This is a genomic window from Candidatus Thiodiazotropha sp. AKIB8, assembly GCF_058244675.1.
Genome location: NZ_JBSYOO010000035.1, coordinates 86,902 through 110,490 on the forward strand (window position 1 = coordinate 86,902; position 23,589 = coordinate 110,490).

At 46.7% G+C, this 23,589-nt stretch carries 20 protein-coding genes; 11 read left to right on the forward strand and 9 right to left on the reverse strand.

Features of this window, described 5'->3' with window-relative positions; genetic code table 11:
* Nucleotides 1-330: 330 nt before the first annotated feature.
* Nucleotides 331-1,023 (reverse strand): thiopurine S-methyltransferase, encoded by a 693-nt coding sequence (locus AC4IFB_RS10500; protein WP_490780146.1) that lies wholly within the window; start codon nt 1,021-1,023, stop codon nt 331-333.
* 265 nt (nt 1,024-1,288) lie between these two features.
* Between AC4IFB_RS10500 and AC4IFB_RS10505 the strand changes: the two genes are divergently transcribed.
* Nucleotides 1,289-2,203: a class I SAM-dependent methyltransferase gene (locus AC4IFB_RS10505; protein WP_490778449.1), complete on the forward strand. Its 915-nt coding sequence runs from the start codon at nt 1,289-1,291 to the stop codon at nt 2,201-2,203.
* Nucleotides 2,204-2,456: 253 nt separating this feature from the next.
* Nucleotides 2,457-3,455 carry a serine/threonine protein kinase gene (locus AC4IFB_RS10510; RefSeq protein WP_490778450.1) on the forward strand — a complete coding sequence of 333 codons (999 nt, stop codon included), beginning with the start codon at nt 2,457-2,459 and terminating at the stop codon, nt 3,453-3,455.
* A 128-nt stretch (nt 3,456-3,583) separates the two neighbouring features.
* Here AC4IFB_RS10510 and AC4IFB_RS10515 read toward each other — a convergent pair whose 3' ends face one another.
* Nucleotides 3,584-4,201, reverse strand: coding sequence for a TetR/AcrR family transcriptional regulator (locus AC4IFB_RS10515; RefSeq protein WP_490778451.1), 618 nt, complete (start codon nt 4,199-4,201; stop codon nt 3,584-3,586).
* A 301-nt stretch (nt 4,202-4,502) separates the two neighbouring features.
* On the opposite strand from AC4IFB_RS10515, the gene mtoX reads away from it, so the two are divergent.
* The 4 genes from mtoX (at nt 4,503) to AC4IFB_RS10535 (ending at nt 9,363) form a co-directional block, all read left to right on the forward strand.
* Nucleotides 4,503-5,891, forward strand: coding sequence for a methanethiol oxidase (gene mtoX, locus AC4IFB_RS10520; RefSeq protein WP_490778452.1), 1,389 nt, complete (start codon nt 4,503-4,505; stop codon nt 5,889-5,891).
* 94 nt (nt 5,892-5,985) lie between these two features.
* Nucleotides 5,986-7,944 (forward strand): cytochrome c peroxidase, encoded by a 1,959-nt coding sequence (locus tag AC4IFB_RS10525; protein WP_490780147.1) that lies wholly within the window; start codon nt 5,986-5,988, stop codon nt 7,942-7,944.
* 177 nt (nt 7,945-8,121) lie between these two features.
* Nucleotides 8,122-8,673 carry an SCO family protein gene (locus AC4IFB_RS10530; protein ID WP_490780148.1) on the forward strand — a complete coding sequence of 184 codons (552 nt, stop codon included), beginning with the start codon at nt 8,122-8,124 and terminating at the stop codon, nt 8,671-8,673.
* A 114-nt stretch (nt 8,674-8,787) separates the two neighbouring features.
* Nucleotides 8,788-9,363, forward strand: a complete 576-nt coding sequence (locus tag AC4IFB_RS10535) for a TlpA disulfide reductase family protein (protein ID WP_490778455.1) — start codon at nt 8,788-8,790, stop codon at nt 9,361-9,363.
* 125 nt (nt 9,364-9,488) lie between these two features.
* Here AC4IFB_RS10535 and greB read toward each other — a convergent pair whose 3' ends face one another.
* A complete protein-coding gene (greB, locus tag AC4IFB_RS10540) occupies nt 9,489-10,052 on the reverse strand; it encodes a transcription elongation factor GreB (protein ID WP_490780149.1) in 564 nt (187 codons plus the stop codon).
* Nucleotides 10,053-10,210: 158 nt separating this feature from the next.
* Between greB and AC4IFB_RS10545 the strand changes: the two genes are divergently transcribed.
* The 4 genes from AC4IFB_RS10545 (at nt 10,211) to AC4IFB_RS10560 (ending at nt 14,536) form a co-directional block, all read left to right on the forward strand.
* Entirely contained in the window at nt 10,211-12,802 is a 2,592-nt protein-coding gene (locus tag AC4IFB_RS10545; RefSeq protein ID WP_490780150.1) for a S8 family serine peptidase, read from the forward strand.
* 67 nt (nt 12,803-12,869) lie between these two features.
* Nucleotides 12,870-13,307 (forward strand): protease complex subunit PrcB family protein, encoded by a 438-nt coding sequence (locus tag AC4IFB_RS10550; protein ID WP_490778458.1) that lies wholly within the window; start codon nt 12,870-12,872, stop codon nt 13,305-13,307.
* Nucleotides 13,308-13,489: 182 nt separating this feature from the next.
* A complete protein-coding gene (locus tag AC4IFB_RS10555; protein WP_490780151.1) occupies nt 13,490-13,948 on the forward strand; it encodes a GNAT family N-acetyltransferase in 459 nt (152 codons plus the stop codon).
* A gap of 189 nt (nt 13,949-14,137) precedes the next feature.
* On the forward strand, nt 14,138-14,536 hold the full coding sequence (locus AC4IFB_RS10560) for a hypothetical protein (RefSeq protein ID WP_490780152.1): 399 nt from the start codon (nt 14,138-14,140) through the stop codon (nt 14,534-14,536).
* 525 nt (nt 14,537-15,061) lie between these two features.
* Here AC4IFB_RS10560 and AC4IFB_RS10565 read toward each other — a convergent pair.
* A complete protein-coding gene (locus tag AC4IFB_RS10565) occupies nt 15,062-16,528 on the reverse strand; it encodes a GGDEF domain-containing protein (protein ID WP_490780153.1) in 1,467 nt (488 codons plus the stop codon).
* Nucleotides 16,529-16,945: 417 nt separating this feature from the next.
* On the reverse strand, nt 16,946-17,530 hold the full coding sequence (locus AC4IFB_RS10570) for a DUF1521 domain-containing protein (protein WP_490778462.1): 585 nt from the start codon (nt 17,528-17,530) through the stop codon (nt 16,946-16,948).
* 23 nt (nt 17,531-17,553) lie between these two features.
* On the opposite strand from AC4IFB_RS10570, the gene AC4IFB_RS10575 reads away from it, so the two are divergent.
* On the forward strand, nt 17,554-17,772 hold the full coding sequence (locus AC4IFB_RS10575) for a hypothetical protein (protein WP_490778463.1): 219 nt from the start codon (nt 17,554-17,556) through the stop codon (nt 17,770-17,772).
* A 408-nt stretch (nt 17,773-18,180) separates the two neighbouring features.
* Here the strand turns inward: AC4IFB_RS10575 and AC4IFB_RS10580 are convergent, their stop codons facing one another.
* From AC4IFB_RS10580 to AC4IFB_RS10595, 4 genes are all read right to left on the reverse strand, one after another.
* Nucleotides 18,181-18,750, reverse strand: a complete 570-nt coding sequence (locus AC4IFB_RS10580; RefSeq protein WP_490778464.1) for a hypothetical protein — start codon at nt 18,748-18,750, stop codon at nt 18,181-18,183.
* Between the two features lie 89 nt (nt 18,751-18,839).
* On the reverse strand, nt 18,840-20,786 hold the full coding sequence (acs, locus tag AC4IFB_RS10585) for an acetate--CoA ligase (protein WP_490778465.1): 1,947 nt from the start codon (nt 20,784-20,786) through the stop codon (nt 18,840-18,842).
* A gap of 120 nt (nt 20,787-20,906) precedes the next feature.
* Nucleotides 20,907-21,599, reverse strand: coding sequence for an exonuclease domain-containing protein (locus tag AC4IFB_RS10590; protein ID WP_490780154.1), 693 nt, complete (start codon nt 21,597-21,599; stop codon nt 20,907-20,909).
* Nucleotides 21,600-21,601: 2 nt separating this feature from the next.
* Nucleotides 21,602-23,470, reverse strand: coding sequence for a putative nucleotidyltransferase substrate binding domain-containing protein (locus AC4IFB_RS10595; RefSeq protein WP_490780155.1), 1,869 nt, complete (start codon nt 23,468-23,470; stop codon nt 21,602-21,604).
* Between the last annotated feature and the right edge of the window lie 119 nt (nt 23,471-23,589).

Sequence of the window (23,589 nt, forward strand, 5' to 3'; positions counted from 1 at the left end):
ACCTGATTTCGAGTCAGGCCCATTCGGCCACTCTGGCACCTCTCCGATCTGTCTCGATATTGAATGGTAAAGGGTAATTTGAGCATAAATCCAGCTGATTACCTAAATCAATGCCAAGGTTGCCAATTTAGATTACTGATTCACCTATTGGTCTGTTATTAGGCTATCTACAGTCGATGGTGGTCTACTACAAGATCTGGCTCAGCATAATATGCAACTGCAGGTCACATCCAGGGAGGGCTGGTTTGACTGGGCTATGAGCAACAAACTGTTAGAGTTGAGCATCAACACCTGTAGCAGAGATTGGTTACTACTAATTTTTATCTCTTTTCAGGGATGATCGGATGGCTTCAGAAGATAGATCTTCTCCACCATTTCGCTAACGCCATGTTCACGGTATCGATCGGTATCTTTGAGCAGATCAAGTGTATGTAATAAATTGATGGTGTAGTGGGGCGCGAACAGTGACCTGACCTCCTCCTCATGGACACTATAGGGCGGTCCGGCCATCTCTTGTTGTGGGTACTCCAGCGTCACCAGTAGAATTTTTGCCCGTTTTGGCAAGACCTCTATGAGTGTGCGGACGAACTGGGCTCTCTGTTCTGGGTTAAGGGCAACCAATGAGGCTCTGTCATATACTGCATCGACATCACTGTTATCTAGATGCGATAGATCGAATATATCTCCGCAAAGTAGTTCATATGGCCCCTGAGTCCAGTGCTCATAGTGCTCCGATGCCTTAATAGAGGGTTGTAGGCTGTGCTCTGTGAAAAAGTGCTCAATCGCCAGCCGGCTCAATTCTACTCCACGAATTCTATACCCTTGTTCTGCTAACCAGAACATATCCTTGCTTTTACCACATAGAGGAGCCAGTACCAGTGAATCTGATGGCAGAAAAAGGGCGTGCCAGTGATTCAGTAGATGCTGGTTGAATGAGACATGGTGCCAGCCTATGTTGTTCTCTTGCCAACGCTTCAACCAGTTTTCGTTGGGCGCTCGCAGCTCTGAAGTGAGTTTAGTCATGAGTCAGCCTGTCAATATTGTCTTTACTCCGGCGAGAGTATGTTTTTGTTTTATCTTCATGGCAAGTGACTTGCCTCATCTAAATAAGAACGATTCTTGGATAGAATTACCTAACTGCTTATCATATTTGCTTTTTTTGGTAATAAATCGACGTAGAGAATTGCTTGCTGATGAGTCTGTTGAGTATAATTCGAGCCAGTTGATGATATACGTTCATGATGTACGTGTCTTATGATCGCAAGAGGTTATAGCAAGGAGGCTGAAAATGAGCATGACAATAGATAAATCGCTTCATGAGTTTGGTTCCCAGAGTATTCAGGATCCACGAGTTCCAGATTGGGAGGCAGTCGAAATTCCCGATGCCTGGCCAGATCAGCTGGTACTGAAGAGTCCTGCTGCAATCTGGTCTTTTCTTAAGCTGGTGGCAGCGAAAAAGCGGCCTACAGTTGTGCTGCCGGAGGAGATGCCGGGGCGGGATATGATCCCAAAATATATTCTGCGTGAGTTTCATAACTTTCCCAATGGCAACTACTCAAAAGTGATGACGCAACGTTATATCAATAACTTTGACCGATTCATGCTGGGAGAGATCAAAAAACTGAGAAAACGTTTGGCCTCGGAATTCAAAGATGTGGCGCGAGTTCTTGATGTGGGATGTTCCGGAGGTGGCGTTGCTGCAGAACTGGCAGCGGTCGGTGTCGACGATGTATGGGGTATTGATCCCTCGCCCTATCTCCTTAAGTCTGGTGCTGAAGAGTATCCGAATATCAAATTTATCCAGGGCATTGCAGAAGAAACAGGATTTCCAGACAGGCGATTTGATGGTGCTACAGCCTGTTTTCTGTTTCATGAGATGCCGATCAAATATGTTGAAAAAAGCCTGAAAGAGATCAACCGTATCCTTGAACCGGGAAGTTTACTTGCAATCGGAGAGCCGTCTCCGACTCAGGCCTATAGTGGATATTGGGAAATGACTCGTCGCTATGGAATAAAAGGGCTCTATTTCAGCTGGTTTGCCAAGACCATTCATGAGCCGTTTCTGGATACATGGCATAACTGCGATCTGAAAAGTCTGTTTGACATGCATGGTTTTGATCTGGTTTTGGATGAAGTCGGTATGCCTATTCGCTATATTCTGGCTCGTAAACGGGAACAGGCAACTGAAGCGCCGGCTGAGTAGTGGAATCTCAGATGTTATGAATAATCTTGTGGTTATTTACCCGACAACCAGATAATTATCTTTCAGGCCTTAAAGCCACTAAGATTATGATTATCTTAGAGACAGGCTGCATTGAGCCTGCCTGCAGACTTGGTTATCAAAACCTGCTGTAGAACATCTACAGCGGCATTTTGATCTCTTGCTGCAGGCATTATCTCTGAGATCGAAAGCAAACTATCTGGTTGCAGGGGTAATTGTCTGGTAGTTTGTTTTTATGACTGACTCTGATTTCTCATATCAACACGCCTTTGCTGTTCTGACCCCTGATACCATACTTGATGCCATTGAATCGACTGGGGTGGTTTGTAGCGGCCATTTTCTTGCGTTGAACAGCTACGAGAACCGCGTTTTCCAGATTGGTATTGAGGAAGGGGCACCGCTGGTGGCAAAGTTCTATCGCCCTGATCGCTGGAGTGATGAAGCGATTATTGAAGAGCACCAGTTCACACTGGCCTTATCGCAACAGGAAATACCGGTAATTTCTCCATCAATCGATGTTGATGGTCTCACATTGCACCATTTCAACGGGGTGAGATTCTCTCTCTTCCCCTGTCGTGGTGGCCGCGCCCCGGAGTTGGATGATCCGGATCAGCTTGAACAGCTCGGGCGATTCATCGCAAGAATCCATCTTCTTGGTGCGAGCGACTCATTTAAACACCGACCTAAACTTGATATCGAGAGCTATCTACATCGGCCCAGTAGTTATCTGTTGGACCATGACTTTATTCCTGACCACCTGTTGACCGCTTATAAGAGTGTGCTGGTAGACCTGGAAAGCCGAATCAAGGCCTGTTATAGCAGGGCAGGGAGTATAAACATGATTCGTCTACATGGAGATTGTCACCCTGGAAATATCCTTTGGCGGGATGATGGCCCCCAGATTGTGGATTTCGATGACACCAGAACAGGGCCTGCACTGCAGGATCTATGGATGTTTCTCTCAGGGGATCGACGTTTCATGACCGAACGGCTGGGGGACTTACTGGAGGGCTATACTCAGTTTTATGACTTTAATCCCTCTGAGTTACACCTCTTGGAAGCACTACGCAGTTTGAGATTGGTTCACTATGCAGGTTGGCTTGCCAAGCGTTGGGACGATCCAGCTTTTCCTGCGGCATTTCCCTGGTTTGATTCAGTTCGGTTCTGGGAAGATCATATCCTCACGCTTCGCGAGCAGATTGCAAAAATGGATGAGCCGCCTCTGGTTTGTTAGATTTTTCTACAAATTGAATATTGAGATTGTTCGACCCATGCCGTTCTACAGAGATTGCCCTGCTACAGGTTGAGTTGCCTCATAGGGCATGCTCATGGTGGCTGAGTAGTGTAGTAGGCGTCAGTCTGTCACGCCACACTCTCATGAATAGATGTCGGCATCATTCCTTGCCAAGTGCAGTCGATAAGCTCATCGTAGAGTGTGGGCAGAGGCACGCCAAGCACGCCATCCAGTCGTAAATGGATCAAACGGATAGCGCCACCGAAAACCGTAGAGGCGATAACCCAGGGGTCACCATCACGGATCTCCCCTGAATCTATTCCTTGCTGCACAATACTGCGCATTCTCTTAAAGGGAGTAGCACTGCAGATCGGGGGCTCATCCGGCAGGAACTCCTGATGCTTGGCATGCAGCACATAAGCGATGATATTTCGTTTTGTCTCTGTGTACTCAAAAAGGAGATAGATGATCCGATTACAGCTCTCCCGAAAGCCCAGTCCCTCAGCGATAACCTCTTCCACCAACTCCTCCATCTCTTTGATCAAATGGTAGTAGAGGGCTTTGGCAACCCCTTCTTTACCTCCAAAATGGTTGTAGATTGAGCCTATACTGACATTCGACTGTTTCTGGATGTCATGTATTGAGACGTTATGAAAGCCGCGTTCGACAAAGAGATCGAGTGCGGTACTCAGGATGCGACTGTCGACTGGTGCGTTAGCCGAGGGGGCTTTTTTTAAATGGAGCATACTGGTTTCCGGAAACTGAATATCTGATTGTCAGGGATTATACCCAGCATAGTATAATATTTGACAAGAATGAATATTCATTCTATTTTCTCTATAGCCGCTTACCTCACTGCCAGCTGTATCGCAGCAGGACTAAGGAGGGTCAAGACGGTTTTCATGCCGATAGATCTTCGGCAATCAACAGTATCGAGTAGTTTATGGACTGGGTGGATCTTTATGCCACTCAAACATGGCCAACTGCAGTAGGAGGGCTGAGGTAGAGCGAAATAGTAAAAATATTAATACCACAGGAGGCCTAACTATGAGGCTGTTTAAAAATAAGCCCGCCAAATCCCTTGCCTTGGCATCCGCCCTGGCTCTGGCTACCACGCTGTTTGGTGCAATTCTCCCCGTACAAGCGGATGAAACCTGCCAATCACCCTATATGGCCAAAATTGTTGGCCAGGAAGATTTTGTCTACGTCTGGACCCTCGGTGTCGAAGGTTTGGGTGATGGGCAGGATAAGCTGGTGACGATTGACGTCAATCCAAAATCATCAAAATATGGAGAGGTGATAAATACGCTTTCCGTCGGTGGACGGAATGAAGCTCACCACTCAGGTTTTTCTGATGACAGACACTATCTCTGGGCGGGTGGTCTTGACACCAACAAGCTCTTTATTTTCGATGTCCATAGCGATCCGGCAAAACCAAAGTTGCACAAGGTTGTCACCGACTTTGTAGAGAAAAGCGGAGGCGTTGTCGGCCCACATACAACCTATGCACTACCAGGTCGTATCATGATCACCGGTCTATCTAACAACAAGGACCACGGTGGTCGTACTGCGTTGGTGGAATATACCAATGAGGGGGAATATGTTGCGACACACTGGATGCCCACTGATCAGAATCTGCGGGGTGCGGAAAAAACCGGTAAATACGCAGATGGTTATAACTACGATTTACGTGTATTACCTCGACGGAACATCATGCTTACCTCCTCCTTCACGGGTTGGTCCAACTACATGATGGATTTTGGCAAGATGCTGCAGGATAAAGAGGCGATGAAGCGTTTTGGCAATACAGTGGTGTTGTGGGATTTACACAGCAAGAAACCGAAAAAAGTGTTTGATGTTCCAGGTGCGCCCCTGGAGATACGTTGTGCCTGGCAACCAAACAATAACTGGTGTGTGACAACCACTGCACTGACTTCAAAAATCTGGTTGATCTATGAAGATGAGCAGGGTGAATGGCAGTCCAAGGCTGTAGCAGATATAGGTGATGCTTCTAAAGTACCTTTACCTGTGGATATATCTATCAGTTCTGATGACAGTCGACTCTGGGTCAACACTTTCATGGACGGCAAGACCCGTCTCTTCGATATGAGTAATCCACATCAGCCGAAGCAGGTTTATGAGAAGGTGATTGGACGTCAGGTCAACATGGCATCGTCCAGTTGGGATAGCACCCGTATCTACTATACCTCTTCTCTATTGGCAAACTGGGATAAGAAGGGTGGGGACAACGATCAGTACTTCAAGAGCTATGTCTGGGACGGCAGCAAGCTGGTAGAGAAGTTTGCAATAGACTTCAATGAACTGAAATTGGGTCGGGCTCACCAGATGCGTTTTGGTGCTTACTCACTGTATGGTGCAGTCAGGCCAGAGGATAAGGATCTCTCTGTAGCCGCACTGGAATCGATTAGTAAGTAACACTTGGCACTTATGGATCTCTAACTGACATTCGGAGGATAACAATCCTGGTCTGGCATATGCCAGCCAGGATTGTTAGTGCCTTGGAGTCTCTATGTACCGTTTGCTTATCCCTTTGCTTTCAATTACTGCAGTACTGGTCTCTACGGTAGCTGCTGAATCAGTGAACCAGCCATCTGATTATGCGCCTGGCTATGGTGAGCTGGGCTACTCCCTGCCAGATGTAGGCAGCTATACACTACCTTCCCTGGGTGATGCTGCTAATGGCGAGGTGGTCATTAGCAGTGGGGAACGTAAGAATCTTTATGATCTCTTTGGCGGTCAATATGTACTGCTTGCTTTTATCTACAGTACCTGTAGCGATCTCAACGGATGCCCTCTCACATCTCATGTTTTTTATAAGATCAAATCGGCAATGAAAAGGGATAGGGTATTAGCCAATGAATTGAAATTGATCAGTCTTAGTTTTGACCCTGAAGTCGATACACCAGCGGTGATGAAACTCTATAGTAATAATTTTCGATATGCTGGTAGTGCTGGAGAGTGGCAGTTCATAACAACCGATTCACACCAACAATTACAGCCCATATTGGAGTCATACAATCAGGTGATTCTACGGGGGGTCGACAGTAGTGGAAAAACAAGCGTTGGTTACAGCCACGTTTTACGGGTGTTTCTTATCGACCCGGAAAAGAAGATACGCAATATCTACAGTGTCGATTTCCTCCATCACGACCTGATCATTAATGATCTGAAGACACTTATTCATCAGCAACAGGGTGAGAAGAAAAATTTTAAGGTTGCACTAAATCTGGATCAGCCTTCGCAGCTCTCGAAACCTGGCGATGATAAACAGGGATATGAGACAGAGAACTATGTTACTCGTTCCCTTGATCTGGAGTTGAGACAGGGGGAGGCAGCTGATCTGATCGCCATAGCTGAAAAGCCACCACTGGGACTGCCACCCGTGCCGGTGCCGACAGATAATCCGCTATCAAGAGAGAAAATCGAGCTTGGAAGAAAACTATTCTACGATCGTAGATTGTCGTTAAACGACACCTTCTCCTGCGCTATGTGCCATGTGCCTGAACAAGGATTTACCAGTAATGAACTGGCCATGGCAGTTGGTATCGAAGGTCGAAGTGTGCGCCGCAATTCACCTACCATTTACAATGCTGCCTATGCTTCACTTCTTTTTCACGATGGACGTGAAGAGAGTTTAGAGCAGCAGGTTTGGGGCCCACTACTGGCTAAAAATGAGATGGGTAATCCTTCAGTTGGACAGGTGTTGAGTAAGATACGTCAGATCAAAGAGTACCAGGGTCTTTTTGAGCGGGCTTTCGATGGTAAGGGGGTTTCGATGGAGACTTTGGGTATGGCGCTGGCCAGTTATCAGAGAACTCTGATTTCAGGAGATTCTCCATTCGACCGTTGGTATTACGGAAGAGATGAAGTGGCAATACCAACACCAGCAAAACGGGGCTTTGCACTCTTTACCAGCAAAGCAGGCTGTGCTTCCTGCCACCTGATAGGAGATAGCTTCGCTCTCTTTTTTGATGATCAGATGCACAATACAGGTATTGGTTTTCGGGAGTCGATGGGTATCTTTCCTGAGAAAGAACGGGTAACGATTGCTCCCGGTGTGACACTCGATATAGATCGTTCTGTGATCGAATCTGTGGGGGAGAAGCCACCCACAGATGTGGGTCAATATGAGGTGACTGAGAATCCTTACGACCGCTGGAAATACAAGACACCCAGTCTGCGCAACATAGCACTGACTGCACCCTATATGCACAACGGATCACTCAGCACATTGAAGGATGTGGTTGATTTCTATGACTTGGGTGGTGTGCCAAATGAACTGTTGGATCCATTGATCAGGCCGCTAGGCCTGACTGAATTGGAGAAGGAGGATCTAGTTGTCTTCTTGCAGTCCCTGACAGGCAGCAATGTGGATACTCTGGTAGCCGATGCATTTGCTGCTCCCATTGGCGATGTGGGTAAGGGCGATCCCAGTTGGGTGCATGGTACTGAAGTCGAAGTGCAATAGATGGTGAAGCGAGGAAATGTCTGAAAAGTCATGAATCAATATCGTGCTACCAAGATAGACTGCTTTTACTTTTCTGGTTTTCGCCATGGCGGTTCATTAAACAGAAACCGCAGTTTAATGAATCGCTGTTTGTCCGTTCCTCTGTATGTTTCAGACTCATTTAATGTGTCCCTGAATATGAAGCGACTAACTCTGATCCTTTTCTTCATACTGGCTGTAACAACGGCAACAGTCAGTAGCGAGGAGATAGGTGGTGATTTCAGTTTGACTGACCATAACAATACAACTTTTAAACTTGATCAACTGAAAGGTAAGCTGGTACTGCTTTTTTTCGGCTATACCTATTGTCCTGATATTTGTCCCACCGAACTGGCGAATCTGGCTATGGTTTTCGATGGCTTGAAGTCTCAGGCAGATCGAGTGCAAGGCTTGTTTATCTCACTGGACCCTGAACGAGATACTCCTGAGGTGTTGCATAACTACGTGGATTACTTCAGTGATGGATTGCTCGGCTTAACTGGAAGCAAAGATGAAGTGGCCAAAGTGGCCCGACAATATCGTGTTCAATATCAGCGCCATGAAAAGAAGGGGGGAGGTTATAGTATTGACCATTCAGCAAACCTCTACGTGATAAACGGTGAAGGAAGACTCACTGCTGTAGTGCCTTATGGCATACCGCCAGAGCATGTACTGGATCTGGTTCGGGGCATGTTGGCAGAGGAGGGGTGAGATATTTAATCAAAGTCATGTCACAAAACCTGCTTGGAAATTGTATTACTTTCGATGCTGTTTTTCGGGTTCGACCAATTGGGCTGTCTGGTTTCTGACTGTGGGAACTCTGCTATGAACTTAAGTTTGAGACCTGCTTACCGCCTCGGGTACAGTCGTTCCAGCCTGGCTTGGTCGATCCTGTTTTTATTTATATTGTGGCTATCACTCCCGAAAGCGATTTCAGCAGATCAAAGGCTTTTGTCTGAAGCGAAGCCACTCCTCGCACTACCTTTTAGATTGAAAGACCTTGAAGGAGAGTTTCACCAGCTCCATGACTATCGGGGCAGGGTTGTTATCGTCAACTTCTGGGCGAGTTGGTGTCATCCTTGTAGAAACGAGTTACCCTCAATGAATCGAGCCTGGGATCGATTAAAGTCTAAAAGCGTCGCTATGTTGGCAATAAATCTTGGAGAGGAGGCAGAGGCAGTTAATGCATTTCTAAACGACTACCCCATCGATTTTCAAGTGCTTTTGGACTACCAGGGACGCATCAGTCAACGCTGGGGGGTAAGAGGGATGCCCACCACCTTTGTGTTGAATCGTCGAGGGAAAATTATATACAAGGTGGTTGGTGAAAGGGAGTGGGATGATCCTGTCATACATAAACAGATAGAGGGCCTCTTAAGCAGAGATGGTATTTCATACTGAACTGGGCGTAGAGCCAGAGGGCACAAGCAATTAACAGAGGTGCCCTTAAACTAACTATTCAGCGTTGATTTACAATCTTTTTGGTCTGAATCTTTTACAAAGGTGCTGGGTTTTTCATGATTAATTCAGGGTAGCTCATACCGTACATCCACAATCCAGTATCGGGTTATGCCTGCTGGAGTCTCAACCTCTATCTGGTCGTCAAGAGTGCGCTTGAGCAAAACCTGGGCAAGAGGTGAATCAAGACTGATATTTTTGGGGTCGCTGTCTAACTCATCCGGCCCAACAATTCGATACTCCCGCACATCTCCGTCCTCCGTTTCAAGTTGTACCCAGGCTGCGAAAAAGACCTGATCTGGATTTGATGGAGGTTGATTAACGACCTTTAGAATAGGAATCCTCTTCTGTAAATATCTGATGCGATAGTCAATTTCGCGCAACTCTTTCTTACGATAGATATATTCAGCATTCTCAGATCGGTCACCTTCTGCTGCAGCTGCAGCGAGTGCTTTGGTCACATCCCGTCGACGAATCCATAAGTCATGCGCCTCCTGCTTGAGGGTCTCATAGCCGGATTCGGTGATATAAGGCGATTTGGGGGGTGATGGAGGTCTGTAGCGTCCCATAATGGAGCGGTATTGTGGCTTTGTGAAAGGATTATTACCAGTAACAGAATCCAAATCCAGCATTTCATGGTGATTTAGGCTAGTCTCTTAATTCTAATTAACAGCTCATTTAAAGAAGTATAATCCTTAAAATTAGTTAAATATCACCGTTGAAAAGGTTTTCGATTACTCTAGAATCATCTGAACGCGGTGAAACTAAGATTTCTTAAAGGGAGATTGGTGTGAATAGGCTCAAGTTTGCTGAAAAACTAACAAAAATAATATTGACCTTATTCTTTGCAGGCATTATCGCTGCCTGTGGAGGTGGTGGTGGTGATGATGGGGGAGACGATGGTGATGGTGGCGGTGATGGGTCACAAACAGGTAGTGGCAGCGTTAGTGGCCGCTTAACGGTGCCTTCATATGTGGTCACCGATAGTGATGTGAATGACACTGAAACCTCATCGGTTGCAAATCATCCTGCCAACAATGCTCAAACTGTCCCAAATCCTGTGAATATTGGAGGCTACGTCAATGTGGCTGGCGCAGGTGATTCTGGTAACTCCTTTAGTGCTGGAGACCGGGATGACTATTTTCTGGTCGATATGTCCGCTGGACAGACCCTGTTGCTGAATATTGGTGATATAGGTACTGCTGGTGTGGATCTGGACCTCTATCTCTATGACTCCAATGGTGCATTGGTTGATCGTTCAATCGGTACCTCCCAATTTGAGTCATTGATAGTACCTAGCGATGGACAGTATTACGTCAATGTCTACGCTTTCAGTGGCGCCTCCAACTATCTGTTGTCTCTGGGCTTAACCCCATCTTCTGCATTGCCACCAGGTGCGTTGCGGATGTCAGATCAGTTTGTCCCTGGAGAGGTAATAGTCAAATTTGATACTGACTCATTTCAGGCTAAATCCCAGGATCCTACACTGAATCAGTTCAATTTCCAGCAGACACCAGGTAATGGTGCCGGTGTTCAATTGCTGACTATCAACGAACAGTATGCAAAGGTTGCTGCACGCACTGACACCAGTGTTCCCCTGAGCGATGATGAGCAGCTCAAGCTTGATACATTGATGGCGATCAAATCCCTCTCCAGTCGTGGTGATGTGGTCTATGCTCAACCAAACTATATCTATCAACCCAGCGCGGTGCCAAACGACCAGTACTACAACTATCAGTGGCACTATCCTCAGATCAACCTGCCTCAAGCCTGGGATATAACAACAGGTGATAACAGTGTTATCGTTTCGGTTATCGATACAGGTGTGTTGTTGAGTCATCCTGATCTCGCAGGTCAACTGGTGGCTGGTTATGATTTCATCTCAAGTACCGATATCTCTGGAGATGGAGATGGTATCGATAACAATCCTGATGATGTGGGTGATGCGGTTCAAGGTGGCAGCTCTTCATTTCACGGCTCCCATGTGGCAGGAACGATTGCAGCCGCAAGTAATAATTCCAATGGTGTTGCAGGGGTGGCCTGGGGCGCCAGAATTATGCCGATCCGTGTACTGGGCAAGGGTGGTGGAACCTCCTACGATATCACCCAGGGGATTCTCTATTCTGCCGGTCTGACCAACGACTCGGGTACACTGCCTGCGCAAAGAGCAGATATCATCAACATGAGTCTTGGGGGCGGTTCTCCCGATCAGGCAACACTTAACGCCGTTACAGCAGCGCGCAGTGCAGGCGTGATTATAATTGCTGCAGCAGGGAACGAGAATACCTCACAACTCTCCTATCCTGCTTCATACGACGGTGTGGTGTCAGTCAGTGCCGTTGATTTGAATCGTGAAAGGGCGCCTTATTCCAATTTTGGTAGTGCGATCGATGTTGCAGCGCCTGGCGGTGATACCCAAGCTGACCTAAATGGTGATGGACGACCTGATGGCGTACTGAGTACTGCCGCTGATGACTCATCCGGAACTATTGAGTTCAGTTATAACTTCTATAACGGCACCTCGATGGCTGCACCACATGTGGCTGGCGTGGCCGCACTTATGCAATCGGTCTATTCCGGCCTGACACCAGCTGAATTCGACAGTATGCTCTCGGCAGGTGACTTGACGAATGATATCGGTAATACCGGACGGGATGATCTCTATGGTCATGGTCTGATTGATGCCTATAAGGCCGTGCAAGCTGCACAGCAGAGAGGAGGGGGCAATACCCCCACAGATCCAACCCTGAGCGTGAGCCCACAGAATCTGAACTTCTCAAATACACTTCAATCATCGACGCTATACATTGAAGAGGTTGGAGGCACTGTCGGCACTGTGCAGGTGACCGAGAATATCAGTTGGCTGTCAGTAGCACCCAATCAGGTCAATGCATCGGGCATGGGTAGCTATACAGTCACTGTCGATCGAACTGGTCTGACTCCTGCCACCTATAGCGGAACCTTTCAGGTATCAGCTGGTACCTCCAGTGCAAATGTAGAAGTTATCATGCAGGTAACGGATACCTCTATTGCAGGGAATGCTGGCCGTCATTATGTGTTGCTTGTCAATAATGCAACGGGTGCTGCTGTTCAGCAGGATGCTGTGAATACCAATACTGGGACTGCTAGTTATAGCTTCAGTAGTGTGCCGTCAGGTGACTATGTTGTTGTCGCTGGATCGGACATGGATATGGATAACCTGATTTGTGATGCCGGTGAATCCTGCGGTGCCTACTCGACGCTTTCACAACCCGTTGTGATCACCGTTGGCTCAGGCGCTGTCAGTGGTCTCGACTTTTCAACATCTTATGAGTATCAAACGCCCAGCTCACTCTCTACAGAAGGTGTGCAGGAATTGATGGTCTATCCACGTTTGGATTAAGTGAGGTATTAGTATGAAAAATCTTAACCCATTAAAATGGCTTGGCCTATGTTCACTGTGTATTGTTATGAGTGCATGTAATACTGTTTCAAATTCTGTCTCAGTTGTTGAAGATGGTGCTTGCAGTCAGAATCAGGCGGCTGGTATGCACCTGGTCAAAGGTCCTTCGATCAAAAACACTGGTGGGGGCGTTATTTTGAGTAGCAAGTCCCTTGACCCAAAGGATGATGAGAAGAGTGACGATGATTCATTCTGGTTAGTGAGAGTGGATATGGGGCAACAACCCAGTGGCGGATATGGTTTAAAGTTGATGTCTGACAAATTGGCAATCAAGGATCAGACAGCTAGTTTTGCACTGCAATGGGCCAAACCTGAAGCCGGTTCGGTTCAAATGCAGATGCTGACATACCCTTGTCTCTATCTAAAGGTTGCTAAGGGAGACTACGCTCGTTTGGAAGTCGTAGACGAAGAGGGGACAGTAAAACTCGGCCTGGATCTTCCTTAACCAGCGCGTAGATACTGACGGCACATTGGATGTGCCGTCAGTACAATTTAGATTTACACCATTGAACCGCATTAAACCTGTTTTAGATGTTTTTTAGAACAGAGATAAACTACTCACCAACTACTCTGCGTCCCCATTCATTGTGCTATCAATTTAAATCTCCTTAACTCAGCGGTTAGCAGATGACCAATTCAAAGTGCTATTCAATTCGTTTCGCTATGATCTCAGATCTTGCGAAAATGGCGAAACTTCTTGAACAACTTTTCTCAATTGAGGAGGATTTTGAAGTTGATTCTGCCAAGCAGATAGCTGGCCTGGAACTGCTTATGGAATCAGAGAATGCTCAGCTGTTTGTTGTTGAAGATGTCAAAAAAGTAGTCGTTGCTATGGCAAGCCTGCAGATGGTCGTTTCCACTGCCGAAGGTGGACTAGTGGCGTGGCTTGAGGATGTTGTTGTTGATGAGTCTCATCGTGGGCAGGGGATAGGACATTCTCTACTAAAGCATATTAGGGAGTGGGCTGAGGCTAGAGAGATTAAAAGGCTGCAATTGGTGGCCGATAGGGGTAATCAACCTGCCCTGAATTTCTACTCTCAGCAGAATTGGCTAAAAACAAAATTAGTGGTAATTAGACAAAAGTAAAAAAACGTTATCTATTGCACAACTGTCAATAGTTGTTGATAATTGTTTTTTGCAGGGATGCACTCTGTTTTGATTTACGGATTTCGACCCAATTCTGATCTTAAGGGCACAAGCAGTTAATAGAGGTGCCCTTAAGGATTGGCCAGGAATATTTCAATCCAGACTACTAGGGACTCTAAAGGTAGTGGTATGTTATTAAAAAATGCTCATGTGGACTTGAATGCTCCTCACCCAGCCGCATTATGGGTTGAGCGCGTCTCGTTGGATCCACTCCAGGTTGATTGTATAACCGCACAAATGTTGGCCATCCTCGATAATCATTGCAAGCTGGGTCTGGAAGAGCAGCTGGCTGTGATGGCTATCTACTCTGTTGTAAAAGATCGCCCTGGATTGATTTTTGGTGGGGATGTTCATCAGACGATTGAAAAGGCCAGGTTACAACGAGATAATCAAATGGTTCAAAAAGTACGTGATCTTCGATTGAATGCTGAACGACGTGTTCCAAAACAGGTTATGAGCCACTTCCAACGTTTTCTCGCAGAATCGCTGAGTGGGTTCAGCGATTTTTCCGGCTCTATGAATGCCTGATATGTGAGAGCTTCCAAACTGTTCCTGGATTGAATGGTTTATGGGCCGATATTATTCGCTAAACTCTACTGTTCTCCCAAAAAATGGTGATCAACAGTAGCAGCCAAAATGTTTGCCCATACTTGGGTACAAATACCTTGAGGTTAATCTAGATGGCCAACACTTATTTGATGGTTATATGGAAGAGATCACTGTTTGAGACATGAAAAAGCATCGTAAAGCAAGAGGGTCACGGCTAGAAAAAACTTACAAGTCATCAGTATCTTAAATAGGTGTGGAGAGAAACTCCCCTCTCCCCTCTCCCCTCGCGGGAGAGGGGCCGGGGGAGAGGGGGAGAATGAACACCCTATTTTTTCCAAACAATCAGCAAGATAAATATGAACGATCAATGCAGTTTTTCTCTTTCAACGATATGAAACGCTTCGCGTACACCCTCTCCCCAACCCCTCTCCCGTAAAGGGAGAGGGGCTTTCAGAGTTGTTCTGAGAAGATTGAAAGTTAATGGGGCAGCAGTGGGAAGAGATACTATTTTTTGAACTCGGTTTCCGACAATACAACCTGATTACGCCCACTTTCCTTAGCCTTATAGAGTGCGAGATCTGCAGCTCTTATCAGTGCGGATTTATCTACTAATACGCCATCCATAAAGGAAACGCCGAATGAGGCAGTGATTTGTGGTAAGGGTTTGCCATCATGGATGAGTTTTAACTCCCCTATCTGTCGGCATATTTTATCTGCCCGTGAAATAACGGCTTCCTTAGTGGTGTCGGGCATGATGATGATGAACTCTTCGCCGCCATAGCGACAGACAATGTCGCTTGTTCGTACACTATTTTTGAATAATTTAGCAAACTCTAGGAGTACAACATCTCCGACATCATGACCAAAATTGTCATTAATCGATTTAAAATGATCCGCATCACACATAATGATGCCAAGACCACTTTTTGCTCTTGCGCAACGATGTATCTCCCGCTCAAGACTCTCTTCCATGTGTCGGCGGTTGAATAGATGTGTTAAAGGATCCCGGACCGATTGTGATTGCAGGGCTTCACGTAATTTTAAGCTCACCAGGGAGAGGGCCAAATTATCCGCTGTGATTTTTATAAGCCGTTTTCTGGAATTTATGTAGTGCTCTTTTTCCTCATCAGTGGATTCGTCAGAGGATTTGAATTCAATATGAAGCATACCCAACATTTCACCTTGGGCAATAATGGGTTCACAAATGTAATTATTTACACCTTCACCAACGTGTTTGCAACGCAGGCGCTCATCGTTGTGCAAAATAACATGCTCTTTACCCTGTCGCAGTGACCAGCAGTCATCAGGCACAATAATGGGTGAACTCATTAGTTCAATATTTCCCCAGGTTGCTTTGGATTCGACGAGTGACTTTTTATCGTTAAAAAGGTAGAGGGCACCAGCGCAATCAGGGAATATTTGTTCTGAATAGTAGGAAACAATAGGGTAGGTCTCTTCAGTTGTGCGACATACTTGTAAATATGAGTTCAGTTGGTTTATGAGATGCATCTCATAATTGTATTGAGTTAACTCTTTATGAGATTTAATCAGCTGGTCTTCTGATGATTTTTGCTCAGAGATGTCGGTTGATGAGCCTACAAAACCTGAAAACTTACCTTGATCGTTGATATAAGGAATGCCGCGGTCAATGAAATATCGATATTTGCCATCGCGCCTTCTGAGTCGATACTCCATGCTAAAGGGCTTATAAGCAATAAACGCATCTTCAAATACAGTCAGACAGTAATCTCTGTCATCAGGGTGAAGCGCATTAAACCAAGCATCGCCACCTAACTTTTCAACTTTGTCACGCCCAATGAAGTTCTTGTATTGGTTACTTGTGAAAATGACATTGCCACTGGTATCAGTAAGCCAGAGAGAGACGGGGGCATCTTCAGCAAGTGTTTGAAAGTTAATTTCTTCAAGTGTTATTGCAGGAGTTGTGGGCTTGGTATCTTTTATGTCGGTCATAGTGTTCAGCTTAATTGTTCAACTTATTCAGAAAGACTAAGCGATATTGGGATGCTCTCCGATAATAGCATTGTTTAATAAAGATTTGTTTCCTTAATTTAAAGGGATCGTAATCATTAGTGCAAACAGGCCCTAGTAGAATGCTTAGCGATAGTGGCCAGGAAAATTGGTTAATTACTAATAATTTTCCAAGTTTCTGCCACAGATTCCCATAGTCATGAATCTGATATCCACATGCCGTCGATTGGTATCTGGAAAGTGGTTAGCAATTTAGGTCAGGTGATATCCAATGATCAACAAATTCATCGGATGTGGAAAATAGAAGGGGGCTTAGGATACGTCCAAATCATTGACGTATCCTAAGCAGATCAAAGGATGACTTGAACTGGTTGTTCAAGTCACAGGAGGCATTGAATTTTAACGATCCCAATTCCAGTTCATGAAACCAGATGTCAGAAACAGACCGAGTGCGCGGCCAAAATCCTGGCAGAACTCATAGGGTTTCTCAGCGCCAGGCTTGGTAACATCAAACTCCTCTTGAGTTACCTGTTCACCTGTTTCAGGATTAATCCAACCCTCTCCATCACCATTTTCTTGAACCACGAAGCCATCGGTGACCAACATATCCATCAGGTATCCACCACGGTTGCTCTGGTTGATCTCCATGTCACCCTTTTCATTCTGGCTCAGTCCAGTTACCTGGATCACTTTGTCACCTTTGGTAATGGTGATGTCATTGGCAACATACATCTCATTGTTTTTAAACTTTTCAGTATCAATGGTGATTTTAGTGCCGTCTTCCAGTTGAAATGTTGATTTCTCCCAGAAGTTAACGTCTGTTTTTCCATCACCATTCCAGTCGACATGAGGGTCACCCCAAATGTTTGTCTCTTCTCCTGTCTCCTTGTTTTTGATGATGATCTGAGATTTATTCTCGTTTAACACCAGTTCATACTTATCGCCAAGGTCAATGGTGGCTTTACCATCGCATTGCTGCGTCACAGTCCACTCCTGGTCTACAGGACATGGCTCGGGAGGACAAGGCTCTGGCGCTGGTTCAGGAGGGCATGGCTCTGGCGCTGGTTCAGGAGGACAAGGCTCCGGTGCTGGCTCAGGAGGACAAGGCTCTGGTGCTGGTTCAGGCGGACAAGGCTCTGGTGCTGGTTCAGGCGGACAAGGCTCTGGAGGTGCTGGCTCTTGAGGACAGGGCGCTGGCCCTGGCTCATGAGGACATGGCGGGGTAGGCCCAGGAGGGCATGGAAATGGTAATGGTAATTGAGGCATGTGTGGATGTGGCAGAAAGTGACCTCCAGGCCTTCCACCAGGTAGTTGAGGCATATGTGGCCTTGGCATAGGAAGCTGGCTACAGCGTATTTTGAATAGAGATGGCAGGGAACATTTGGCGGATCCACTCTTTGTCGACAGGGGGTTGAGAGCCGCGCTCGCGATTCCATTCATCGAGGGTAATGAGGTCATATCCACACTCCTTGTTGGTTAGGAAACATAAAAAATATGCGCCTAATTGAACATTTCTAACTCATACCAACAAGCTGGGAATTTCCCTATTAGAGTTAACCCTAGTGTACCGTTGGCTGAATTCGGTAACACTCAGCCGGTTATCAGAGGCTTCTTAAGTCACTGAGTCGGTTGTCTTAAGGGTTGCTGGGTAGCATCGAGAAGGGGAGCCACATCAAAGAGGCCTCCTCATTCGTTTCCAGGCTGTCCTTCAAAATCACATGTCCATTATCAGTTGTCCAGTGCAGGACAGAGGGTCGGTTCTCAGTAGTTTGAGGGGTGACGCTATTGGGTACAGGATTACCCATTTGTTGCCAAAGCTGCTGCTTCAGATGTTCGTGGTACTCTCTTCTATAGCCGATTTTTACGCCATTGACCCACTTGTCATGGAAGAAGACCGTAATGAACTGGGCTGGAATTCCATTGAATATCCCGATGCGTGAGGCGCAAAGTCTGTTGCCAAATGGGCCGACTTCATCCTGACATTGCCATGTTATATCTGGAAAGACTTGCATGAATTCGCTTTCTGTCACCTGATTGTCCAGGGCTTGCAGATTTAACTTGATTTCATCTTCGCCCCATAGTGAGAGAACTACTGTATCCGTACGGCGTTGACCATCTTCGGTGAATACCAACCAAAAAATAGGCCCAATAACAGCAACAAATGCCAGTAAGCGCTTATATAACGGTGGCAGTTTTAAATTCATGAGGTTTTTTGCTCAGTCAAGGAAATCTTGACAGTGGGGTGGGAAAAGAGGGCAGCGTTTAACTGCTGCCCTCCATTTAGTCTACCTGCTTACTTGTTTTCTCTGTTATCTATCAGGTTGTCGACTACAGATGGATCAGCCAGGGTAGAGGTATCACCAAGGGTATCCAGTTCATTGGCTGCAATCTTACGCAATATACGACGCATGATCTTCCCAGAGCGGGTTTTTGGTAATCCTGGCGACCACTGAATCAGATTGACCTTTGCGATGGGGCCAATTTCAGAACGTACCGTTTTAACCAGTTCGGTTTTCAGTTCATCAGTGCCTTCTATACCCGCCATGAGGGTGACGTAGGCGTAGATGCCTTGACCGGTAAGGTCGTGGGGATAACCCACCACAGCTGCTTCAGCGACCGAATCATGTAATACCAGGGCTGACTCAATTTCAGCAGTACCCAGACGATGGCCGGAGACGTTCAGAACATCATCCACCCGACCGGTGATCCAGTAGTAGCCATCCTCATCACGGCGAGCGCCGTCACCGGTGAAGTAGTAGCCTGGATACATGGCGAAATAGGTTTCAAAAAATCGCTTATGGTCGCCATACACAGTCCGCATCATGGAGGGCCATGGATGCTTGATAGCCAGGTTGCCTTCAGCTGGGTTGCCTTCAATCTCAATGCCTTGATCATCCAGCAATACAGGGTCAACACCGAAGAATGGGCGTGTTGCCGATCCCGGTTTTAGTGGTGTCGCACCTGGCAGCGGGGTCAGCATATGAGCTCCGGTTTCAGTCTGCCACCATGTGTCCACGATTGGGCAACGCTCGTCACCGACTACTCGGTAGTACCACTCCCAGGCTTCAGGATTGATTGGTTCACCTACAGTACCGAGCAGACGTAAGCTGTTTCGGCTGGTTTTCTTCACCGGTTCTTCACCTGCGCCCATAAGAGAGCGGATTGCGGTAGGCGCGGTATAGAAGGTGGCTACATTATGTTTGTCACAGACCTGCCAGAAGCGAGAGATATCCGGGTAGGTAGGAATGCCCTCAAACATCAGTGTTATCGCACCATTGGTAAGGGGGCCATAGACGATATAGGTATGGCCAGTTACCCAACCCACATCAGCGGTACACCAGTAGACTTCGCCATCTTTGTAGTCGAATACCAGCTTATGAGTCATTGCCGCTTGTAGCAGGTAGCCGCCAGTGGAGTGGAGTACGCCTTTGGGTTTTCCCGTAGAGCCAGAGGTATAGAGAATGAACAATGGGTCATCGGCATCCATCTCTTCGGCTGGGCAATCGTCAGATGCGTCGGCCATCGCCTCGTGATACCAGACATCACGATCGTTGTCCCACTCAACCGGGTCACCACCACGTTGAACCACGATGCAGGTATGAACATTGGGGCATTGAGCCACTGATTTGTCGGCATTGGCCTTTAGTGGCACTTTCTTGCCGCCGCGCATGGATTGATCCGATGTGATTACGACCTTACAGTTTGAGTCAAGGATACGATCACGCAGTGCATCTGGAGAGAAACCACCGAAAACTATGGAGTGAACAGCACCGATGCGGGTACAGGCCAACATGGCTACCGCCGCCTCAGGGATCATTGGGAGATAGAGGGAGACCCGGTCTCCTTTCTCGACACCACGGGATTTCAGGACGTTTGAAAATTTACAAACCTCCTGATGCAGCTCGCGATAGGTGATATTGCGCGATTCATCTGGATTATCTCCTTCCCAAATGATGGCAACCTGGTCTCCCCGGCTCTCCAGATGGCGATCGAGACAGTTGTAAGAGACATTCAGCTTTGCACCCTTGAACCACTCAATATGCAGATCGTCTTTACCGAAGCTCCAGTCCAGCGCTTTATCCCACTTTTTGAACCAGCTGATGTATTGATCAGCTTGTTCTGACCAGAATCCTTCTGGATCTTTTATGGACTGCTCGTACATCTCTTTATATTGGGCCTCGTTGACGTTGGCCTGTGCTGCAAAATCAGCCGGTACGGGGTAGACCTTGTTTTCAGACATTGATTTCTCCTCAATGGTGGTTTTTCGTTATCAACTGCCGGGTTGGCCAAAGCTTACTATTTAAAACATGTCTTATTATTGAAGGCATTGCTTTATATCAACCCATTATTCTATTCTCAGTCACTGCGTTATAAAACTGTCCAGTTGACATTGACTGGGATTAGGAAACATATCTGCAGCCATGGCAAGAAACAGTTCTGCAGTAGCGACAGCATCACTCAATGCATTGTGTGCCTTGTAGTTAGGTAGATTGTATTGCGGCCTCAGATTAAAAAGTCGAAGATTACCTGGCTGGATAGTGTGATTTCGTCGTTCAAAGAGACGCCGTGCTAATACAAGGGTATCTATAATCGGGATCACAAATGGGGCGCCGTAGATATTGCGACAGGCCGCATCGATAAAATTTTGCTCAATCGAGGCATAGTGAACCAGCATCACCTTGCCTGCCAGTTGGTTCAGCAAAATTGGCATAGCCTCTTCCAGTGGTATTCCCGTGGCCGCCTGATCATCGGTTATCTGATGTATGACAGCAGACTCTTCGGGGATCTCATCGTCTATGGAGATCAGTTGATGCTCTGAGCTGTTGAGTTTCACGGTCATATGTTGTATTTCAACAAACCCATAGCTGAGTATCTTATCCTTTTTAGGATTTAGTCCGGTGGTTTCCAGATCCAGCGAAACGATCACCAACTCTTCACATACTGTATTCTTATTTACCATGGGTGTTGAGAGATAGTCGTGCAAAATGCCGCTCTCAACCTTTCTCAAGGCACGTTTGCGTTGTGACTCTTTGCTAAGAAATCTTTCAAACATGGTTATCTGAATCGACCGCCTTGATAGCGGGTATCTAAAGTTTCCTGCATGTCCTGTATGACACGGAATGCATCTTTAAGGTGTTTACGCTCCAATTCCGATAGGTCATCTGGAGAGACATAGTTATCCATCTTAACACCAAGGCGTATCTGTCTTGCCTGGTGGTTGCTACGCATACTGGCGATAAATTCCAGAGCATCAATAAGGTTTTCACCCATATCTTCGCTGAGGATCGATGTCTCAGCCGCAGCTCTCAGCCGATTTGTTGTATTGACCTGTTTCAGCCCTTTGGCCAGAGCGAACACCCGTGCGATATCTGTGATGGGTACTATACCCCTGTGCTTAATGTCAAAGGTGTCGTCATGGGCGCCACCATGAATCAGTACAAAAGTTCTAAAGAATCCAAGTGGTGGGCGATGTTGGAGTGCATTAGAGGCCATATAGGCGGTGAAAATGCCGTTGCCACGGGTTTTATCCAGAATCTCAGATTGTAACTCTTCAAACAGCTCCTTATCTCCGTGAACCTGTCTGAGATCGAAAAAGATACTTGATAGCATCAGGGACATTGGATCTGGTTTGTTAATCCATGTATTGAAGTATTTTTTCCAGCCTCGTAGTGTTTGACGCCATTTTGGATTCATCGCCATTGCATCTCCAGGGCAATAGACGTATCCACAAGCATTCAAGCCATCACATACCCACTTTGCCAATGACTCGAAGTAGGGGGCGTGCTCAGGTTTCATCTCATCAGAAATCAGCAGTGCATTATCCTGGTCAGAGTGAGAAGTCTGTTCTCGACGCGCCTGGGATCCACCACATAACCATACATAGGGCACCGGAGCTGGTCCGAGATTGGCCTCAGCCATCTCTATCAGTTGTATGGTGATTGAGTCAGTCAGCGAGGAGATGGCGTCGCCAATATGCAGCGCAGTTGCACTGGATATTGCAAGCTGATACTGAAGTTCAGGTAAGCGCTTACTGATGTTAACCAGGTCATCCAGTGTTTCAGCCTTGCGAATGTCGGCAGCAAAAAAGGCTGAGTTGGTCGATTGGTGTCTGGCCAGATCTGTTGCAGTAACCATACCTACAACCTTGTCGCCCCGCATCACAGGAAGATGGTGGACCCTCAATTTGGTCATAATCATCAACGCCTGGATGATCAGAGTCTCCTCCTGGACAGTTTCCAGATCGCTGGTCATGATACTGCTGACTGGGGCATCTGGTGAAAGTCCTGCCGCGACGCAGCGTTTGCGCAGATCGCGGTCTGTGATCATGCCAACCAGTTTCTCATCCTTCATCAGCATCATCGAAGAGATATTCTTTTCACTCATCACCATTGCTGTCTCACGAATGGTGCTGTCGACGTCTGCTGTGACAGGAGACTTGGTCAGTAGATCGGCAATCTCACCGGTCAGAACCTCCATTGTGTTATTGGCGCTGTTATCCTTCAGCATGCTGACAGCTTGCTTCAGACGATCCCGCATTGATTCACTGAAGTGTTGATCAAAGGAGGGTTCGGACTGTCGGAGTGTCCATAAATTGCTGCAAGACATTGCGTAGAGCAGGGTATCCTCAGTGGCGATACCTTGTTTGGCCCGACTGATATCTAGCAGTTGGCATTGGGTGGTATAGATTCCGCCCTCTGCCAGCTTTTCAACCAGGTTGTCGTCATCGTCGCGCAACTCAATAGCGCCACTGCGGACAATGTAGAGCTCACTCTTGGTTGCTCCCACAGGAGGAAATGCACTGCCTCGACGCAGGTAACGAATTTCAAGTTGTTTTGGAAGCAGATCGAGCTGCGCCTCAGTGAGTACGTCGAATGGTGGGCGTGCAGCCAGAAAGTCACGTATCTCGACCAGTTCGATTTCCATGCCTTTGACTCTATGTGATTATGAATATGGTTCAAAGAACATCAACGTATTGGGATAACAATATAACCTATTCTTAAGCCAATACGTTGAAATTCTTTCATAAGGCAAAAAGGCCCCGC

Excerpts from the sequence above, each read along its gene's own strand:
- AC4IFB_RS10500 (WP_490780146.1), bottom strand. The coding sequence starts at position 1,023 with ATGACTAAACTCACTTCAGAGCTGCGAGCGCCCAACGAAAACTGGTTG.
- AC4IFB_RS10505 (WP_490778449.1), top strand. The coding sequence starts at position 1,289 with ATGAGCATGACAATAGATAAATCGCTTCATGAGTTTGGTTCCCAGAGT.
- AC4IFB_RS10510 (WP_490778450.1), top strand. The coding sequence starts at position 2,457 with ATGACTGACTCTGATTTCTCATATCAACACGCCTTTGCTGTTCTGACC.
- AC4IFB_RS10515 (WP_490778451.1), bottom strand. The coding sequence starts at position 4,201 with ATGCTCCATTTAAAAAAAGCCCCCTCGGCTAACGCACCAGTCGACAGT.
- mtoX (WP_490778452.1), top strand. The coding sequence starts at position 4,503 with ATGAGGCTGTTTAAAAATAAGCCCGCCAAATCCCTTGCCTTGGCATCC.
- AC4IFB_RS10525 (WP_490780147.1), top strand. The coding sequence starts at position 5,986 with ATGTACCGTTTGCTTATCCCTTTGCTTTCAATTACTGCAGTACTGGTC.
- AC4IFB_RS10530 (WP_490780148.1), top strand. The coding sequence starts at position 8,122 with ATGAAGCGACTAACTCTGATCCTTTTCTTCATACTGGCTGTAACAACG.
- AC4IFB_RS10535 (WP_490778455.1), top strand. The coding sequence starts at position 8,788 with ATGAACTTAAGTTTGAGACCTGCTTACCGCCTCGGGTACAGTCGTTCC.
- greB (WP_490780149.1), bottom strand. The coding sequence starts at position 10,052 with ATGCTGGATTTGGATTCTGTTACTGGTAATAATCCTTTCACAAAGCCA.
- AC4IFB_RS10550 (WP_490778458.1), top strand. The coding sequence starts at position 12,870 with ATGAGTGCATGTAATACTGTTTCAAATTCTGTCTCAGTTGTTGAAGAT.
- AC4IFB_RS10555 (WP_490780151.1), top strand. The coding sequence starts at position 13,490 with ATGACCAATTCAAAGTGCTATTCAATTCGTTTCGCTATGATCTCAGAT.
- AC4IFB_RS10560 (WP_490780152.1), top strand. The coding sequence starts at position 14,138 with ATGTTATTAAAAAATGCTCATGTGGACTTGAATGCTCCTCACCCAGCC.
- AC4IFB_RS10565 (WP_490780153.1), bottom strand. The coding sequence starts at position 16,528 with ATGACCGACATAAAAGATACCAAGCCCACAACTCCTGCAATAACACTT.
- AC4IFB_RS10575 (WP_490778463.1), top strand. The coding sequence starts at position 17,554 with ATGGCTCGGGAGGACAAGGCTCTGGCGCTGGTTCAGGAGGGCATGGCT.
- AC4IFB_RS10580 (WP_490778464.1), bottom strand. The coding sequence starts at position 18,750 with ATGAATTTAAAACTGCCACCGTTATATAAGCGCTTACTGGCATTTGTT.
- acs (WP_490778465.1), bottom strand. The coding sequence starts at position 20,786 with ATGTCTGAAAACAAGGTCTACCCCGTACCGGCTGATTTTGCAGCACAG.
- AC4IFB_RS10590 (WP_490780154.1), bottom strand. The coding sequence starts at position 21,599 with ATGTTTGAAAGATTTCTTAGCAAAGAGTCACAACGCAAACGTGCCTTG.
- AC4IFB_RS10595 (WP_490780155.1), bottom strand. The coding sequence starts at position 23,470 with ATGGAAATCGAACTGGTCGAGATACGTGACTTTCTGGCTGCACGCCCA.